This window comes from Leptospira terpstrae serovar Hualin str. LT 11-33 = ATCC 700639, assembly GCF_000332495.1.
GTDB lineage: Bacteria > Spirochaetota > Leptospiria > Leptospirales > Leptospiraceae > Leptospira_A > Leptospira_A terpstrae.
Map to the genome: position 1 here is coordinate 308,055 of NZ_AOGW02000009.1, position 16,286 is coordinate 324,340.

Consider the following 16,286-nt stretch of genomic DNA (forward strand, 5'->3'; position numbering starts at 1 on the left):
AGGCTTTCTGAAACACTATTTTTCCGTAAAGCCCTTCGGGACTCCGTTATTTCGGATCAAATATTTTTCTATCCTGAATTCATCCATAGCAATTTCCAATAGTTCAGACTCAACAAATCCCCTAGGAAGAGGTTTGGATTCAAATCTTGATTGTAAAGCATGGCGGTCACTTTCTTCAAAATTTTCAATATGATCTGTAGATACATCCCCCAGAAGAATTCGCAGAGTGTTTAATTCGCTAGAAATATTACCCAAACATTCAAAAATATTAACATCATCCACACACTTAACCGTGAGAGTTTGATTGATATGTGCAAAAATTTCCTTAACAGTCTGTTGCACAGAATGCACGTTTCTATAAATCTCTTGAAACTCTGCTCTACTGATCGGGTTTTTAGATTCGGTATATTTTATAAATTCACTAAATGCCTCGTTCAGTGATTCAAATTGTTTTGCATTGTCTTCACGTTTTTTGAAGTGATCGTGGAAGTCGTTATATGATTTCAGAGAAACGGTAAGTTCATTTCGTTGGATCAACTCACGTAAAAAATCCGTCCAGAACAAATCACGCATTACCTGTTTCCGTATCCAACGTCCGAATTTTTTGTCACTCATTGAATCAGTGAAATTTGCCACAAAACACCTCACACACGAGAAAATGAATTTTACTCTCTTGGGAAGGAAATAAATACTCAATCCTATTTTTTTTGAATCCGCCGAATTTTAGAAAATAGTGTCTCTAGTGTCTTTGTGTCTCTACCATTAAATTGTGAATAATCATGCAAATTTCATACTTTTTTAATTGACATAATCCAGGAAAAATCTAATCTTTAGGAAGTTATCCAACTTTGGAGCTAAGGGGGTGGGGATGTTGGCGATACAAAAAGATGTAAGAACGACTTTTTCTTGTGAGAAAGATTTGATGAATGCTGTAGATCAATTTGCGGCAAATAATGAAATGGATCGATCAAAAGTAATTCGGTTAGCAATTAAGAAGTTTCTGAATGTTTCGCCGATTGAAAAACGATCGGCAAAGAAATAAGGATCTGTAGATTTGATTTGGGGGCGGATGCCCATGATACTGCACAACTGTGTAGGCAATACATCCCGCCACCCAATAACTTCCCTATACAACATCCTCCAATTTCTCTCCATCTAAAAAATATATTTGCAAATTTTAATATAAAGAAGTTCATCTTTCTACATTCATGAATCAAATTTTCAAAATTCGACTGCTCGAAACCCTAGATCCAAACTCACAACTTTGTTTGGATCATCTTTGGGAAGAGATCCAAAATCGATATGGATTCCAAGCGCCAAACCCAATGGATTTTCAAGATTTTTTGCATCCAAGAGGAAAGTTCTTCATCGCAGAACATAATGAAACAAATGAAGTTTTAGGATCAGCAGCCTATACAAAGTTCAACGATTCAAAGTGTGAATTGGATGCTGTTTACGTATTTCCCAAGTTTCGAAAAAATAATGTCGCCAAATCTTTGTTAATTGAATTAGAAAAACAAGCCCAAATCGACCATTTCTCATCCATGATCCTACGAGCGGGCGCACCACAACCAGAAGCTTTAACTTTATACAAAAACTTTGGATTCAAAGAAATTCCGGCGTTTGGTAAATGGGCATCAGATCCCACTGCCATATGTTTTGAGAAACAAATCGTCTGACTTTTTCTGGCCGCCCGGGCGGGCTACTCCGGAGTCCGCTTTCGCTTCCCCCTGATTTGTCTATCGCCAAACCAGGGTGCTTTCGGCATCCTTCGTATCCCTGACGGTAGAAATTTCCAACTTTAGTGTGTTAGATTTTCCATTTTTATTAAAAAAAGGGCTGACTGCCTATTCTTTGTCGGACAAAATCATACTTCTGATTTTTGAGGGGGCAAAAGATTTGTTGTGAAAAAGAATCAAAGTGAAAAAAAAGTTCCCCCTAATGCAATAAAAAACAAACAAGAACTGATTTTGCGACAGATGGAAACTTTGGCAAAGATTGGTCACTGGGATGTGGACTTTGTAAACCAAACTCTCCATTGGTCGGAAGGAGTGTTCCATATTTTAGAATTGGATCCTTCTTCCATGCCGATCAATTTAGAAACAGGTTTTCTTTTTGTCCATCCTGATGATCGCGAACGTGCCATTGAACATATGAAAGAAGTTCTCGAAACTGGAATTGACTACGATTTAGAATGTAGGCTCATCACCACTTCGGGAAAAATCAAATCCATTCGTTCTCTCGCTGATGTGATTCGAAATGAAAAAAACGAACCATTACAAATTGTAGGAATCTTTCAAGATATCACCGAACAAAGAGAAGCTTACGAAACTTTAAAACAACAAGAACTAAGATTAAGTACGATTCTACAATCAGAACCAGAATGTGTGAAAGTAGTTTCTCCAGATGGAATCCTAGTAGAGATGAATCCTGCTGGTCTACAAATGATAGAGGCAGACTCTCCAGAGGAAGCGGTTGGACAAAAGGTAGAAAACTTAGTGAACCCGTTGGATTTAAAATATTATCAATCAATTCATAATCGTGCACTGCAAGGAATTAAGTCGAGTACAAGGTTTCGTATCATAGGCCTGAAAGGTACTGAAAGATGGATGGAAAGTACAGCAGTTCCTTTGACCAATCAATCGGGAGAGATCATGTCCGTACTGAGTGTAACTCGTGATATTTCAGACAAAGTAAAATCAGAAGAAAAACTCATTCGTATCAAACGAAACCAAGAAGCACTCATCAATGGAACTTCTGATTTGATTTGGTCTTTAGATTCTAAGTTTCGTTTGATTGCCGCTAACAAAGCTTTTTCCGATGTGATGAGTTTTTTACTCGGAACCGCAGCTAAAGAAGGTGATTCGGTTCTTATCATGAGCCAAGGCGAAGCTTTCTATGAAAAATGGAAGGGGTATTATGAGAGGGGACTATCAGGAGAAAGTTTCAAAACATACGAAAGATTTATTAGCCCCATCACCCAGCTGGAAGAACACCGTGAGGTATTTTTTAATCCGATCAGAAATGCAGAAAATCAAATCACTGGCCTTGCTTGTTTTTCTAAAGATATCACTGATTTGATGGCAAAACGAATGGAACTTGTCGCAAGTGAAAAACGTTACCGAGCCCTTGTGGAAAATGGTGTCGATGTAATTGCCATACTTAGTACCGAAGGTAAAGCCAAGTATGTATCTCCTTCGATTACAAAAGTATTGGGATATTCCGAATTGGATGCAATGCATATGAACTTATTTGATTTTTTACATCCAGATGATGTTCCCAAAATTATCAAAAGATTGGAAGAGGTTCGTTCCATTCCTCAAGGGAATTCTTTGCCGAGTCATAATTTTAGAATCAAACACCAAAATGGTTCATGGAGGTGGGTGGAGTCTACCATTACCAATCTCATTGAAGACGAAAACATTGGTGGGATCGTTGATAACTTTCACGATGTGACAGAACGAGTTTTTCAAATTACAGCAATCCAGACCCAAAATGAAAAACTCAAAGCCATCGCTTGGACCCAGTCCCATGTGGTGCGGAATCCTTTGGCAAAAATCATGGGAATTGTGGATTTGATCAAAACGGGAGCACTTTCACATGAAGAAGAACGCCAAAGTTTGGACCATCTCATCGAATCGGCCAAAGAATTGGACAGTATCATTCAGGACATTGTACTAAAATCCCAACGAGTCATAGTTCCCTGAATTAATTATTTAAGACCGTTTAATTTATCTTGCTTCTTCTACTAAATTAGTTCTAATTCGTAGCCATGGTTTTCTCAACTTTCCTTTCAGACTTAATTCTTTCCTTAATTACCTTGGCAATGGCCTATCGATTTGTCGGGAAGTCATCTATCCCATCTCGTTCAGCATTTTACGGGTTTGCCATCATCGGTATATCCGCTGGACTTGGATCGATACATTTTTTAGGCATCAATACTCTTGATTCCATCTATCGATTCTTTGTAGGATTGTCTGGATGTGTGGGTGTTCCACTACTCGGTTTAGCATTTTTTCATTTTACCTTTCGATCCCTATCGGAAAAAACTTTTTTGCTCTTCATTGCAGTCGCATTTCTTCTCTACTTAGTGTTCTCTTATGTTTATCCACTTCCTGTTTACTCGACAGTTGTTGGTGGATTGTCAATGTTTATCATCCTCATTAGTTCTATAGTTCGTTTCCCTAGAAAATCAAATGCTGCTGTGATGGGAATCATTGGATCAATTTTGTTTATCGTTGCAGGTCTTGTGATTGGTACTAAAGGATCAACAGGGCCAGTTCTGAACGTTGATATCTTTCATATCTTACTTGCGATTGCTAATTATTGTTTAGCAGAGGGAATTCGAAAATTAAGCTAGATCAAATGAGAGGAGTTTCAAAAATATATTTCCAAGGGCATCCATGGAAAACTCCTCTCCTGCTTCTACATTAGAAAAAATACTAAAACTCCAAACAGAGTTAACAGCCGCTAAACCAGATGTTCCTTATCTTTTAGATCGCATCACTCTCCGAGCCAAAGAAATCACAGACTCAGAGGGTGCTGTATTTGAACTTGTGGAAGGAGATGATTTAGTTTACCGTGCTGCTAGTGGAAGTGCAGAAAAACAAATTGGACTCAGAATCCCTAACAAAGGGAGTTTTTCTGGTCTGTCTCTTCAATTAAAACAAACTTTATATTGTATCGATTCCGAAGTTGATGATCGTGTCAACCGAGAAGCTTGTCGCGTCGTTGGCCTTCGTTCCATGATTGTATTGCCATTATATTTTGATTCAGAAGTTATCGGGGTATTGAAAGTCCATAGTTCTAAAGTTGGGTTCTATTCACCTAACGATACCTATGTGTTGAATATGTTGTCAGGAACTATTGCTGCCATTTTACATAACGCTTACCGATGGGCAGAAAGAGAAAAAAGCCTGCAAACAATGGCTTATCTTGCAAGTCATGACGCTCTGACTGGAGTTTATAATCGTTCGGCATTTTATGACTTTTTAAGGAGAGGACTTTCTCGAACTCAAAAAGAAGGTGATGCTTTGACCGTTGCATTGTTCGATTTAGATGGTTTAAAAGTAGTTAATGATAGTTATGGACATGCTGCCGGTGATTTTTATTTATCTCGGTTTGCGAGTCGGTTTAACCATTTGATCCAAAACCAAGACGTATTTGCAAGACTTGGTGGTGATGAATTTGGACTCATTATGATTCATAATGAATCTAACGAATCAGTTTTAGCTCTCCTCAATAGTATTGTCAATATGGTGGAAGGAGAAATTCAATTCGAGTCCACCAAACTTAATATAAAAACCAGTGTAGGTGTTGCTTTTTATCCTGTGGATGGTTTAGAACCTGAAACTTTAATGGCCATCGCAGATGGAAGATTGTATGAAAACAAACGATCTCGAAAAAAAGTATAAAACCTTTTCATTTGAAATTATTTCTCTCTATTTAAGTTTCTTTGTCTAATAAAGACAAATGATCTCCAATTCCCCATTATTCACTTCTTATACCCTTCCTAACGGAGCCACTTTACCCAATCGTTTAGTAAAAGCGGCGATGGAAGAAAATCTTTCCAATACAAATTTAGAACCAGACAACGCTCTTTGGAATTTATATGAATCCTGGGCACGAGGTGGAGTTGGGACTATGATAACAGGGAATGTAATGGTCGATCACAGAGCAATGACTGGGCCCGGTGGAGTGGTTTTGGAGGAAGGTACTCCTCTTGACGGATTTCGTATATGGTCATCAAAAGCAAAAGTTGCCGGAGGAAAGATCATTATGCAAATCAATCATCCTGGCAGACAAATATTAGCAAAGTTAGGTGGTGAGGTTTGGGCACCATCTGCGGTACCAGTAGATATTGGGAACTTATCGAAACTATTAGGAAACCCCAAAGCCATGACAGAAAAAGAAATTTTAGAAACAATCCAACGATTTGCAAAAACTTCCCATTTGGCTATGGAATCTGGTTTTGATGGTGTAGAAATTCATGCGGCTCATGGATATCTGATCAGTCAGTTTTTATCTCCTATTGCCAATCGGAGAGATGATATTTGGGGTGGGAGTTTAGAAAATAGATCGAGGTTTTTGTTAGAAGTAATTCGTGCGGTCCGTAAAGCAGTAAAACCTGGTTTTATAGTCGCGGTAAAATTGAACTCAGCTGATTTTCAAAAAGGTGGTTTTCAATTTCAAGATGCCAAAGAAGTAATAGCCAAAATACAAACATTAGGTGTCGATTTTATTGAATTGTCAGGTGGTAATTATGAGGCTCCCGCTATGCAGGGAGAATCTCGGGATGGTTCTACATTAGCAAGAGAAGCATACTTTTTAGATTTTGCCAGTGAAGTGGCAAAGACGGCAACAGTGCCAATCCTTGTCACAGGAGGGATTCGAAGAAAACAAATTGCAGAATCTGTTTTGGATTCAGGGGTTCCCTTGGTTGGCATCGCAACCGCACTCGCACTCAATCCAAACCTTCCCAATGATTGGAAAGAAAATAAAGAAATGTATCATTCCTTACCTAATCCTGATTGGAAATCTAAAACTTTAAAGGGTTTGGCAAATATGGCTATGGTTCGTTACCAATTGAATCGTTTGTCCCAAAACAAACTTCCCACGGTAAATGTTTCTCCAATTTTAAGACTCCTTATGGACCAATTTCGGCTTTCGAAACTGACGAAACGATACCGAAGGTGGATTCACAACATTCCTAATTGAGAAAGTTTGTTTCGTTTAAAAAGATACTGCAGACCTACATTGCCTGCAATTTTTCCTTTACGAAAGTTTTGTTTTTTCTTTATAGAATTTGTTCCTAAATCCAATCGCAAATTTAACAAGTAAGATGAGGGCCGGTACTTCAATGAGTGGACCAATCACTCCTACAAAGGCAACTCCACTTTGGATCCCAAATATACCGATGGCAACGGCAATCGCCAATTCAAAGTTATTTCCTGTAGCAGTGAAACTAACAGCCGCATTTTTCGAATAGTCCACACCTAATTTGTATCCAATCCAAAGGCTTACAAAAAACATAATTCCAAAATATAAAAGTAGGGGGATCGCAACACGGATCACATCATCCGTTAATTCTAAAATCATTCCACCTTTCAAACTAAACATTACAATAATGGTAAATAGAAGTGAAGAAAGTGTTAAGGGTGAAATCTTGGGAAGGAATTTCTTTTCATAATACTCTTTGCCACCAAATTTTTCAAATCCATACCGAGAAATAAAACCTAGAAAAAACGGGATTCCTAAATATATTCCCACAGTTTCTGCAATATCAACAATCTGAATCGAAATTTCTGTTCCAACCAAACCAAAATAAGGCGGCAGAACAGTTATGAATAAATAGGCATAAAAACTATAAAAGAAAACTTGAAAAATACTATTAAGTGCTACAAGTGCTGCCCCATATTCCCTGTCTCCATTTGCCAAATCATTCCAAACAATCACCATGGCAATGCATCGTGCAAGACCAATGAGGATCAGTCCAGTCCTGTATTCTGGTTCGTTTGTAAGAAATGTGATCGCCAAGAGAAACATAAGAACCGGGCCAACGATCCAATTGAGAACTAAGGATAAAGTGAGTAACTTCCCATCTTTAAAAACCTTCGCCAATTCTTTATACTTCACTTTGGCCAGCGGGGGATACATCATTAGTATCAATCCAATGGCCAAGGGGATATTGGTGGTTCTAATAGAAAGAGAAGAAAATTGGGTTACTGCAGAGGGAAAATTTTTTCCAATCAACAACCCAATGGCCATAGCTCCAAAGATCCAAAGTGTTAAAAATCTATCTAAAAAAGAGAGTTTTTTCATCTAACAACAACCTACTTTTTCACCTATGTCTTCTGTTTTTGGTGAACAGCAAGCAGAACTTGATTTCTCTAATTTTGGAAAACTTACTACATCCTTTGGTAAACCGCAACTTGCGGATGCTTTGCATTCCGTTTTTCCATCTTTTAAGTGGATCAATAGAGAATTTCCGATTGGTTGCATCTCCGAAACAAAGTATTGTCTCATCGCTGTTGCATCATTTCCAAATTCAATGCGTAAGGTGGCTTCTTCTGGTATATTCATTGAAGTTGTCACTTTTTTTAGAATGGAATTTACTTTGTTAAGTGTCATTGATTCGGTATCTTTTTCTATCTTTGGCTCTAACACTTGTAAAATGATTTCAGACCAAGAATCAGTTTTCCCACCACAATCTACAGATTGGATAGTTGCTAGTTTGAATTCGGTAATATGATAGTTGGGAAATATGGTTTGGTTTTTGCCATATTCAAATTTTAAGTGAAATTTTGGATATAAATCCAAATTAGTTTTAAAGTCATTCCAAGTAAGCGTTTTCATTTTTTCTCTCCTATAATTCAGTTTTTACAAAGTTTTCGCAGTAATTTCGTATCTCTTCTCTTGTCAATGCAAAGGCTTCTTTAATCTCTTCTTCTGATCCTACCTTTTTAGAAGGGTCAGTAAAGTTATGGTGGAAACTTTTTGCATTTGTGGGGAAATAAGGACAGTTTTCTTTAGCGTGGTCACATACTGTAATTAGGAAATCAAATGATATATTCTTATATTCGTTGATATGATTAGAAGTGTGATGGGAAATATCAATTCCCGCTTCCTTCATCGTAGCAATCGCTTTTGGATTCACACCGTGTGTTTCGATCCCAGCACTATAAACATTGGCATTGTCTTTTGCGTAGAAACGCATCCAACCTTCTGCAATTTGACTCCTACAACTATTCCCTGTGCAAAGGATTAAAATATTTTTTGGATTACTCACAACAGCTCCCGTCCTTAATTTTAAATTTCTGAATGAATTCAATATGTTCTGTAAATTCGTGATAAGCTTGGGACAGATTTTCCCAATGGATACAATAACAAGAAGTAGTTCCTTCCACTTCGCCTTTGACAAGACCTCCCTCTTTTAGTTCTTTTAGATGTTGAGATACGGTAGATTGCGCTAAAGGAAGGATTTCTACTATTTCCCCACAAACACAAGTTTGTTTCTTAGCTAAGACCTCTAAGATGGCAATCCTTGCCGGATGGGAGAGCAGTTTGGTAAAGCTAGCCATCCTTTGGATGTTTTCCGGGAATTCTGTTTTTTTATTTTGAGCCATAGTTTATCGTAGATATACGATTAATTGATTGCCCTGTTTCCGTCAAGTGGAAATGGAAGAATTTCGAGGTTGGGCAGCCGGACATTCCCTGGATTTCCGGGGAATGTCGTAAAAAGGAAAGGATTGGTTTTTAGAAATTATAGGAGCTTAGCTTTTAGATTCCAGAGCTATCCGGGATGACTACAGGTTCGTCCGAAGTAGGGGTGTCTGGTTTGACATCGGATGGTGTGTAACCATTGTCTGTTGGTGTCGGTTTGGTGCGGTTGTCCCATTCTCCTGGGTTTGGCTTTTTGTTCCCCTCTACAGAAAACAACCATCCATCTTCTTGGTTTTTCACGGCGCCTTGTTCATGAGGATAGGAATCAATCGGTCTTATGGTAATGGAAATGTATTGGATGATCCTTTCATCCTTAACGGGATCAAGATAAGCCAAACTATCATTACGCCATCTGTTTTTTGTACGAGTATCGCGCCGAAAACTTTTCATCACTAAGTCTAGATCTTTGGAATACTTTGCAAAATAAGCCCTAGGTGTTTTTGCCTGAATTACATAATACAATCCACCTTTTCTATGAAACAAAAAGCGATTGGAAACCAGTTGTTTGTGTTCTGTATAGTGTAACACAACAAAGACGGATTCATCGAATCCAGCGATTTCATTCTCTAATAATTTTTCACGAACTAACTTTAAGTCTGGGTATTTTGTTAAAAAAGTATCCACTGTTTCTTCAATGAACCTGTCGATATCGTAATCTTTGGTCCTACGAGCGACATCAATTTGGAGGATGGCTTCTCTATTGGTTTTTGAAAATTGGATTCGGACTGTGTCCGGATGGCGTAAAACAGACTTTGCCCAACCTCTTGGATATTCGAATGCAAAACTCAAAGAGTCTTCGATCCAGGTGGCTGCATCCAAATGAGAAAGAGTAAGACATAATAAAACAAGTAGGCAAAGTCGCTTTTTCATACTTAGAATATCGGCCCCCAGTACCTTCATTATTGATAGTCAGTGAGTCCTTTTCGTAAATCTTGTTCTGGAAAAAATCCTAAATTTTCAAAGGATTGGGAATCATAAATGGCTACCGATTCGAGAAGTGGTTGGAGAGGAGAACCATGAAAAGGTTTCCTTCTTAAAAAGGAGAGAAGGCGAAATACTAATTCCACAAATTTGGCCCAAAATCCTCCCACAGGGATGGGGATTAAGAAACCCTTTGCGATCCCGAGTTTCTGAAAGGTTTGAATCACTTGGTTTACTGTGACAAATTCAGGATGAGAAAATACATACACTGGTCTGGGTGGTTTTCCATTTAATGTTTGTTTGGTCCATGTCTCTAGAGCCCTTGTGGCATCATCTATATGGATAAGCGATTTTTTGCGAAGGGACGAAATGTAAGGATATACTCCACGTTTTGTGAGAGAACGCAGTTTGGATATAAAACTTTTTGTCCCTTGGCCATAAATACTTGCCATTCGAAATAGGGAGTAGGCCTTCCCTGAATTTAACACATAATCTTCTGCCAATGCTTTTGTTTTTGCATAAATGGTAGTTCCAAACCTTTCACTGTTGATGTTCAAATTGGTTTCTTTGGATCCATAAACAGAAACAGAACTTACAAATCCAAAATGGGGAACATTTTTTGATTTTGCATATTCCACAAGTAATTTTGTGGAATTAACATTGATTTGGTGGTACACTTCTTCGGTCAATTTGACTCCAGAAACTACAGCTGCCAAATGAAGGATCAAATCGATGGATTCTGGAATTAAAAATTCTTCCATTTTGGTAATGGAGGCAAGGTCTCGTTCGTAAAATTTGAAATTTTTATGAAATCGGATGGAGTCGGGAAAACTAACATAGTTTTTGCCAATCGCAATAATCTTATAGTCTTCAATCAAATTAGATAATAATCTTTTACCAAGAACACCACTCCCTCCTGTGATAAGAATTGTTTTTGTCATACGATAAATACCATTTGAAACCATCCCACCATGGCACCGAGTGCGGCACCTACTAAAATTAATAACAGTTCATCTTCTTGAAATGCAGACCTTAAGATGGATTCAAATTCCTTGGGAGGAAGAGCTGACATTCGGTCTCCCATCATTTTTTCAATCTCTAATGCTTCCCCTAAATACTCTTCTAAATGAAAAGATTTTTCTACGGCATGATCAGCCATAGCTACGGCGATTCTTTCTTTTGCTGCTTCAAACTCTTCTATTTTCCCAGAAGCAAATAAGGCGGGTTTTGCAAGGAAAGTGATTGTATCCACATGTTGGATTACTTCTTTCCGAATGATAGCAATGATATCATCAGAAGCTTTTCCAAAAATAAGTTCTGAAAGAATGTTTTTTGGTGTTAAAATTTTTTCGCTTACCAGTTTTGCGTAGAGCCTTGAAACTTCAGATTGTCTTTTTAAAAACAAACCTTGGTATGTAAAAATTCCTAAAAACTTTTTGGGCAGAAGAGGGCGAAAGATCATTTCCAATGCGAGGTAATTTGTTAGATATCCCACAATCACACCTTGGATGGGAAGAGTCCAAACTAAGGGAAAATAAATCATAAAAATCATTTGGACAAGTCCGAGTAAAAATCCGAAATAAAAACCAGACCTTTCAATGAATCGAAACTCAGGGGCTCCGACCTCTTTAAAAAGTTCTACAACAAGACCTACGTTATTCCCGGATAGTTTTTTTAAGACTAAGGCCTTTACATCAAATAAAGAATCGATATCTTTTTGGAGTTTTCGAATCACCTTTCGGATCGTTACGCCACTTTCTCGTTTGACCTTATGATAAATTTCTTCTCTGACCACTTCGGGAATCAGATCCCAAAGTTTGGGATCCAAACTATCGGAAAATTCTCGCATCGTATAGCGGATGCTAGACTCTAAAGCAGGTAAAAAAACCGATTCTGCTTTTTTAGGATCTACTTTTAAGAATACTTCTCTGATATTGAGGAGGCGCTCCGTAATGACATCTACGGACTTACTGGCCATCTTGTGGGCCTTTCTAGGAATGATTCCTTGCCAACCCAGATAGGGCGGGATTCCTACAAATTGGATTGGATAAAAGGTCATCTTTAGGGCAAGCCAGTTTGTCACCCAACCCACAAATCCATAGGTAAAGGGAATCATTAGGAGTTTCCACTGTTCTGGTGTAAGCCAATTCTCCCACATATTCCGCTATGAGTAAGCTAAAAAAGGGAGGGCAAGGGCAACCGAAATTCCTCTGGGTGTTGATTTTTCCCTAAATTCGGTAACATTTGTTATTTTTTTGCCGATACCCCTAAAAAAGATTTGATTTGTGTACGGAAACGAACTACAAATGGTACACTTCGGAGAGGTTTAGGTATTTCCCGAAGGGCATTTGAAAACTGTGGTTTTGCCACAAAGCGAATTTTGATTAGAGGGTAAGTCTATGCGCGTTCGAGGAATTTTTACAATTCTCGTTCTCATCTCTTTGGCAGTTGTGGGTTGTTCCCGCAAAAAGAAATCCATGCCGTTTTGGTTCCTGTTAGGAACTGGCGGTGCTGTCTCTGACGCAAGTACTGGTGCACTCACACCTCCCGATTCCAACGGTGTTCCTCTTCCTACTCCTGGTGATTCTGTCGGCGTGACTGACCCTGAAGAAGTTCCCGGTAACAATTCCGAACAAGAAGTTCCTAACCATGGTCCAGCTCGTGTCATCGGAACCATCGTACCTGTCGTTTCCGGTGTACCTGCAAACGTAGTTTGTGGAAATCCAGGGGCCCCGCAAGCTCCCGCTTGTATCGACCTTACTTTAATCTCTGTTAGGATCGAGGTTGCCAATGGTGAGACAAACACTCTCGTTGCAGTGACCAACGCAGAATCCAATGGAAAATTCCAATTTGATCTAACGGACCTTCCCAATAACAACTATCGAGTATTGATTAATACAGGATATGGTCTCAATTATACTTACCAAGATTTTTCTTTCATTTTTGATCCTACACAGAATCCTTATACCCTCGTCAACGTAGGAAATCTTCTCGCAGAACGTTTGTATTACGGCCAAGGTCCGGCGCAATTTACTGGTGTTGTTACAAGTCCTGGTTTTTCCGGTGGTGGTGTGACGGTTCCTGCAGGTCCAATCGCTGGAATCACTGTTTCTATCCTGGATGCAAATGGAAACACAGTAGGGACTGGAGTGACCAATGCCAATGGATCTTATGTTATCTCGATCAACCCGTTGCCTAATGGAAATTATACAGTTGTGTATTCTGGAGATTCTGTAGAAGTATCTGGCCAACCCTTTGCCAATACGACCGAGTTCATCCATTTTACTTTTCCTGGAACCAATCCGAATACTGTGGCGCAAGTGGACTTAGGAGAAACAAGCCTTCCTTGGATGGCAGCAACAGAAAGTGATCTCCACCTAACTGGAAATATTTTGAATGGGGCCTTACCTTCCGATTCTACCACTGTATTCACAATCAAATTAAAGAACGAACAAGGCGCTATTTTACAAACAGTTCAAATTACGGGGAATGGAAGTTTTGCCATTGAAGGAAGTTATCTTACCAATGGTGTGTACTACATAGAAGTATCCAATCCTGTTTTTTATACCGTCTCTAGGTCCTTTTTGTTTACGGCTTCTCCCACTGGAGGAACCAAAAACGTAAACCTTACCGACCCAATTTATATTGTCGCAAAACCTTCTCTTGTCACTGGATTTGTTAAAGATTCCAATGGAAACCATGTTGCAGGTACTGTGATCAATGTAAGACCTTCGGCAAACCAAGCCCCTTCTCGACTTCTGTATTTAAAAGATGACCCTATATTAGGAAATGCCATCAAACTTTGGATAGTGGAAGCGCTGAGTGCAGTGGCTGGAACGAATTGTTCTCTAAACCAAGTAGGATCAATCTGTTCTTGCGCAGTGAATCCAACTGCTTCTTGTTTGGCGACTGTGCAAGGTTCAGGACCTTGGGCTTACCAAACTTACGGAAACAAACTCTACGAAGTAAATCCAACAACGAAAGAAGTATCTTTCCTTGGAGCGAGTGGACTTTGGGCATATTATATTTCGGCACCTGGATTTGAAAATTACTGTGGTTCCAATACCTCACCTTGTTCTTCCCATCCATTACAAGTAAGTTTGAATGGTGGTAACCTCAACGCAGGAACCATTTCCTTAACGTCGATTGCATCTCGTTCCCAAATCTTTGGATCCATTTCCATTCGAGACACTGCTCCCACAGCAAATGCAGTCCATACAAACCAGTCTGGATTATTTGTGGTCTTACTTGGAAACACGTCTATAGACGGATCCAGTCTTGCTCATATCACTACAACATCTGCGGGCCAGTTTAGTTTTGGTGGTAGTTCCTATGTGGTGACTTTACCTGCAGTTCTACCTGTTCCATTTACCAATGATGAAGCAGGTCGTGTGGGTTATGCCTTATACCAATTGGGTTCTGGACTTGCGACCACCTTATCGCAAACGCCAAACATCGCACGTGCGAATGATAATTCTGCTTCCATTGATATCATCAATGGAGACGAATACAATTTCCGCCAAAGTTCTTACCAACTCATCGTAGTGGATCGTGTGGCTCCGGTTTACCAATCTAGTTATTTAACTTCTGCAAGTCTTCGTGTGGATACATCCTCAGTAGCGACAAACCAATACGCAACGAGTCCCGCTGTATTTACCGTAAATGGAACTGTAATGCACAGTCCAAGAGCAACAGTCACTGGTGTTGTAACGGATGCAGTCTCCACGCAAAATGTAAGTGGTGCCACAGTGACACTTGGTCGTTTGGTCGGTGGCAATTTCACGGCTGATGTACATCGGGACTGTTCGGGTGGATTTGATTCACCCAATTGTACTGTGTCTTCCACAAGGACTTTCGGGGCCGACCAAGTGGTTGGATCTGTGACTTCACAATCTAATGGAAGTTATAGTTTCCCTTTCCTTTCACCAGGTTCTTACCAACTCCGTGTGGAAAAAAATGGAATCACCACATACTTCCCTGTAGAAGTGGGAACTGGTGGGGGAACTGTAGTAGTAAACACGCCTGTGATAACAAGTGATGGTCGTGGCCATCTAACAGGATCAGTACGAACACCGGGCGGATTTTCTTTTCTAGGAACTTATTCTTTAGAGATTGTAGATCCAAACGGGGGAAATCTTCGACCTTCCGCCGGCGTACAACCAGCTTCCATTGCCACGGGAGCTACCATATTTTCGAATGCAAGCCAATACACTATTTTTAACATCAACGCAGGTCGTTGGAAGGTTCGATTTGTTTCTGCCGGTTACCAAACGGTGGAAGGTATTGTAGATATCCAAGCGGATGTAACCACCAACTTTGATATCATTACCTTTGTGCCTGGTAGCCAAACTAGCGGATCTATTACTGGAAGGGCCTTGTCAGCATTGTATAACACGGGAGTTTGTAACCTAACGGCACGCATTCGACCAGGTGTAAATGTGAAGTCAGGTCCTTATGCGATTGATGCAAATGGAGTGACCATCGCCTCTGTTAAAACTTCTACCGATGGTTCTTATGTGATTCCATCAGTTCCGCCAGGGAATTATACTCTAGAAGTATCGGGTGCAGGAAAAAGAGGGGATTGTACTTCAGTGCAGGAAAGTTATCTTACTACTTACCGAACAGTAGTGTCTGCTGGATCGGAAACACCTGCAAACCAAAACATTCTTGTAACTCCTATCCTTCCAGAAAATGAAATGCGAGTCGTATTATCTTGGGGTGCCAAACCTCGTGATTTGGACTCCCATTTGCAATATGGAAACTCCGCAAATGATAGAATCGTTTGGAATAACAAAACTCCACTAGGTGCGGGTAATGGAAGTTTGGACTATGATATCACAACGGGATATGGTCCAGAAACCATCACTCTCCAAGGAACTGTTTGGAACCAACCCAATCGTTATTACAGTATATACAATTGGTCAGGGGAAGCACTTATGGGAATCTCTGGAGCCAATGTTCGGATCTTTAAAGGAAGTGTAGGGGAAGTGAGAAACTATTCCATTGCACCTAACCATTCCAATCGTTGGTGGAAAATCTTCTGTATAGCACAAGACAAATCCATTTCGGATGTGGGAACTGCAGGTTGTACTGCCACTAACTTCATTGAAAGATCGATGTATTCTCGTTAGGTATTGAATGTA

Annotated in this window: 15 protein-coding genes; 7 read left to right on the forward strand and 8 right to left on the reverse strand. The window is 39.6% G+C overall.

Going from position 1 to position 16,286, the window contains the following annotated elements; all coding sequences use genetic code 11:
* Positions 1–15: 15 nt before the first annotated feature.
* Positions 16–573: a hypothetical protein gene (locus LEP1GSC203_RS08145; RefSeq protein WP_002973389.1), complete on the reverse strand. Its 558-nt coding sequence runs from the start codon at positions 571–573 to the stop codon at positions 16–18.
* A 295-nt stretch (positions 574–868) separates the two neighbouring features.
* Here LEP1GSC203_RS08145 and LEP1GSC203_RS19575 point away from each other — a divergent pair, with 295 nt between their 5' ends.
* The 6 genes from LEP1GSC203_RS19575 to LEP1GSC203_RS08170 all read left to right on the forward strand — a co-directional run bounded on the left by LEP1GSC203_RS19575 (position 869) and on the right by LEP1GSC203_RS08170 (position 6,717).
* Entirely contained in the window at positions 869–1,042 is a 174-nt protein-coding gene (locus LEP1GSC203_RS19575; RefSeq protein WP_084764920.1) for a ribbon-helix-helix protein, CopG family, read from the forward strand.
* A gap of 166 nt (positions 1,043–1,208) precedes the next feature.
* Entirely contained in the window at positions 1,209–1,679 is a 471-nt protein-coding gene (locus LEP1GSC203_RS08150) for a GNAT family N-acetyltransferase (protein ID WP_039937538.1), read from the forward strand.
* A gap of 225 nt (positions 1,680–1,904) precedes the next feature.
* The gene (locus tag LEP1GSC203_RS08155) at positions 1,905–3,707 is read left to right on the forward strand and encodes a PAS domain S-box protein (RefSeq protein ID WP_002973323.1); all 1,803 of its coding nucleotides are present in this window, start codon (positions 1,905–1,907) and stop codon (positions 3,705–3,707) included.
* Between the two features lie 65 nt (positions 3,708–3,772).
* A complete protein-coding gene (locus tag LEP1GSC203_RS08160; RefSeq protein ID WP_002973521.1) occupies positions 3,773–4,360 on the forward strand; it encodes a DUF6962 family protein in 588 nt (195 codons plus the stop codon).
* Between the two features lie 43 nt (positions 4,361–4,403).
* The gene (locus tag LEP1GSC203_RS08165) at positions 4,404–5,414 is read left to right on the forward strand and encodes a sensor domain-containing diguanylate cyclase (protein WP_002973512.1); all 1,011 of its coding nucleotides are present in this window, start codon (positions 4,404–4,406) and stop codon (positions 5,412–5,414) included.
* A gap of 58 nt (positions 5,415–5,472) precedes the next feature.
* Complete coding sequence (locus LEP1GSC203_RS08170; RefSeq protein ID WP_002973404.1) at positions 5,473–6,717, forward strand: NADH:flavin oxidoreductase/NADH oxidase family protein; 1,245 nt, start codon at positions 5,473–5,475, stop codon at positions 6,715–6,717.
* 57 nt (positions 6,718–6,774) lie between these two features.
* Here the strand turns inward: LEP1GSC203_RS08170 and arsB are convergent, their stop codons facing one another.
* The 7 genes from arsB to LEP1GSC203_RS08205 form a co-directional block, all read right to left on the reverse strand.
* Positions 6,775–7,821: an ACR3 family arsenite efflux transporter gene (gene arsB, locus LEP1GSC203_RS08175; protein WP_002973348.1), complete on the reverse strand. Its 1,047-nt coding sequence runs from the start codon at positions 7,819–7,821 to the stop codon at positions 6,775–6,777.
* Complete coding sequence (locus LEP1GSC203_RS08180) at positions 7,822–8,355, reverse strand: DUF6428 family protein (RefSeq protein WP_002973277.1); 534 nt, start codon at positions 8,353–8,355, stop codon at positions 7,822–7,824.
* Positions 8,356–8,365: 10 nt separating this feature from the next.
* The gene (locus tag LEP1GSC203_RS08185) at positions 8,366–8,788 is read right to left on the reverse strand and encodes an arsenate reductase ArsC (RefSeq protein ID WP_002973515.1); all 423 of its coding nucleotides are present in this window, start codon (positions 8,786–8,788) and stop codon (positions 8,366–8,368) included.
* Entirely contained in the window at positions 8,781–9,125 is a 345-nt protein-coding gene (locus LEP1GSC203_RS08190; RefSeq protein ID WP_002973312.1) for an ArsR/SmtB family transcription factor, read from the reverse strand. Before LEP1GSC203_RS08190 ends, LEP1GSC203_RS08185 begins: the two co-directional genes overlap by 8 nt.
* A 154-nt stretch (positions 9,126–9,279) precedes the next feature.
* Positions 9,280–10,092: a hypothetical protein gene (locus LEP1GSC203_RS08195; protein ID WP_002973338.1), complete on the reverse strand. Its 813-nt coding sequence runs from the start codon at positions 10,090–10,092 to the stop codon at positions 9,280–9,282.
* Between the two features lie 29 nt (positions 10,093–10,121).
* Entirely contained in the window at positions 10,122–11,084 is a 963-nt protein-coding gene (locus LEP1GSC203_RS08200) for an NAD-dependent epimerase/dehydratase family protein (RefSeq protein ID WP_002973489.1), read from the reverse strand.
* Entirely contained in the window at positions 11,081–12,259 is a 1,179-nt protein-coding gene (locus tag LEP1GSC203_RS08205; RefSeq protein ID WP_002973254.1) for a DUF445 domain-containing protein, read from the reverse strand. Before LEP1GSC203_RS08205 ends, LEP1GSC203_RS08200 begins: the two co-directional genes overlap by 4 nt.
* Positions 12,260–12,542: 283 nt before the next feature.
* Here LEP1GSC203_RS08205 and LEP1GSC203_RS08210 point away from each other — a divergent pair, with 283 nt between their 5' ends.
* Complete coding sequence (locus LEP1GSC203_RS08210; RefSeq protein WP_002973459.1) at positions 12,543–16,274, forward strand: hypothetical protein; 3,732 nt, start codon at positions 12,543–12,545, stop codon at positions 16,272–16,274.
* The last annotated feature ends 12 nt before the right edge of the window (positions 16,275–16,286 follow it).

Excerpts from the sequence above, each read along its gene's own strand:
- LEP1GSC203_RS08145 (WP_002973389.1), bottom strand. The coding sequence starts at position 573 with ATGCGTGATTTGTTCTGGACGGATTTTTTACGTGAGTTGATCCAACGA.
- LEP1GSC203_RS19575 (WP_084764920.1), top strand. The coding sequence starts at position 869 with ATGTTGGCGATACAAAAAGATGTAAGAACGACTTTTTCTTGTGAGAAA.
- LEP1GSC203_RS08150 (WP_039937538.1), top strand. The coding sequence starts at position 1,209 with ATGAATCAAATTTTCAAAATTCGACTGCTCGAAACCCTAGATCCAAAC.
- LEP1GSC203_RS08160 (WP_002973521.1), top strand. The coding sequence starts at position 3,773 with ATGGTTTTCTCAACTTTCCTTTCAGACTTAATTCTTTCCTTAATTACC.
- LEP1GSC203_RS08165 (WP_002973512.1), top strand. The coding sequence starts at position 4,404 with ATGGAAAACTCCTCTCCTGCTTCTACATTAGAAAAAATACTAAAACTC.
- LEP1GSC203_RS08170 (WP_002973404.1), top strand. The coding sequence starts at position 5,473 with ATGATCTCCAATTCCCCATTATTCACTTCTTATACCCTTCCTAACGGA.
- arsB (WP_002973348.1), bottom strand. The coding sequence starts at position 7,821 with ATGAAAAAACTCTCTTTTTTAGATAGATTTTTAACACTTTGGATCTTT.
- LEP1GSC203_RS08180 (WP_002973277.1), bottom strand. The coding sequence starts at position 8,355 with ATGAAAACGCTTACTTGGAATGACTTTAAAACTAATTTGGATTTATAT.
- LEP1GSC203_RS08190 (WP_002973312.1), bottom strand. The coding sequence starts at position 9,125 with ATGGCTCAAAATAAAAAAACAGAATTCCCGGAAAACATCCAAAGGATG.
- LEP1GSC203_RS08195 (WP_002973338.1), bottom strand. The coding sequence starts at position 10,092 with ATGAAAAAGCGACTTTGCCTACTTGTTTTATTATGTCTTACTCTTTCT.
- LEP1GSC203_RS08200 (WP_002973489.1), bottom strand. The coding sequence starts at position 11,084 with ATGACAAAAACAATTCTTATCACAGGAGGGAGTGGTGTTCTTGGTAAA.
- LEP1GSC203_RS08205 (WP_002973254.1), bottom strand. The coding sequence starts at position 12,259 with ATGATTCCCTTTACCTATGGATTTGTGGGTTGGGTGACAAACTGGCTT.
- LEP1GSC203_RS08210 (WP_002973459.1), top strand. The coding sequence starts at position 12,543 with ATGCGCGTTCGAGGAATTTTTACAATTCTCGTTCTCATCTCTTTGGCA.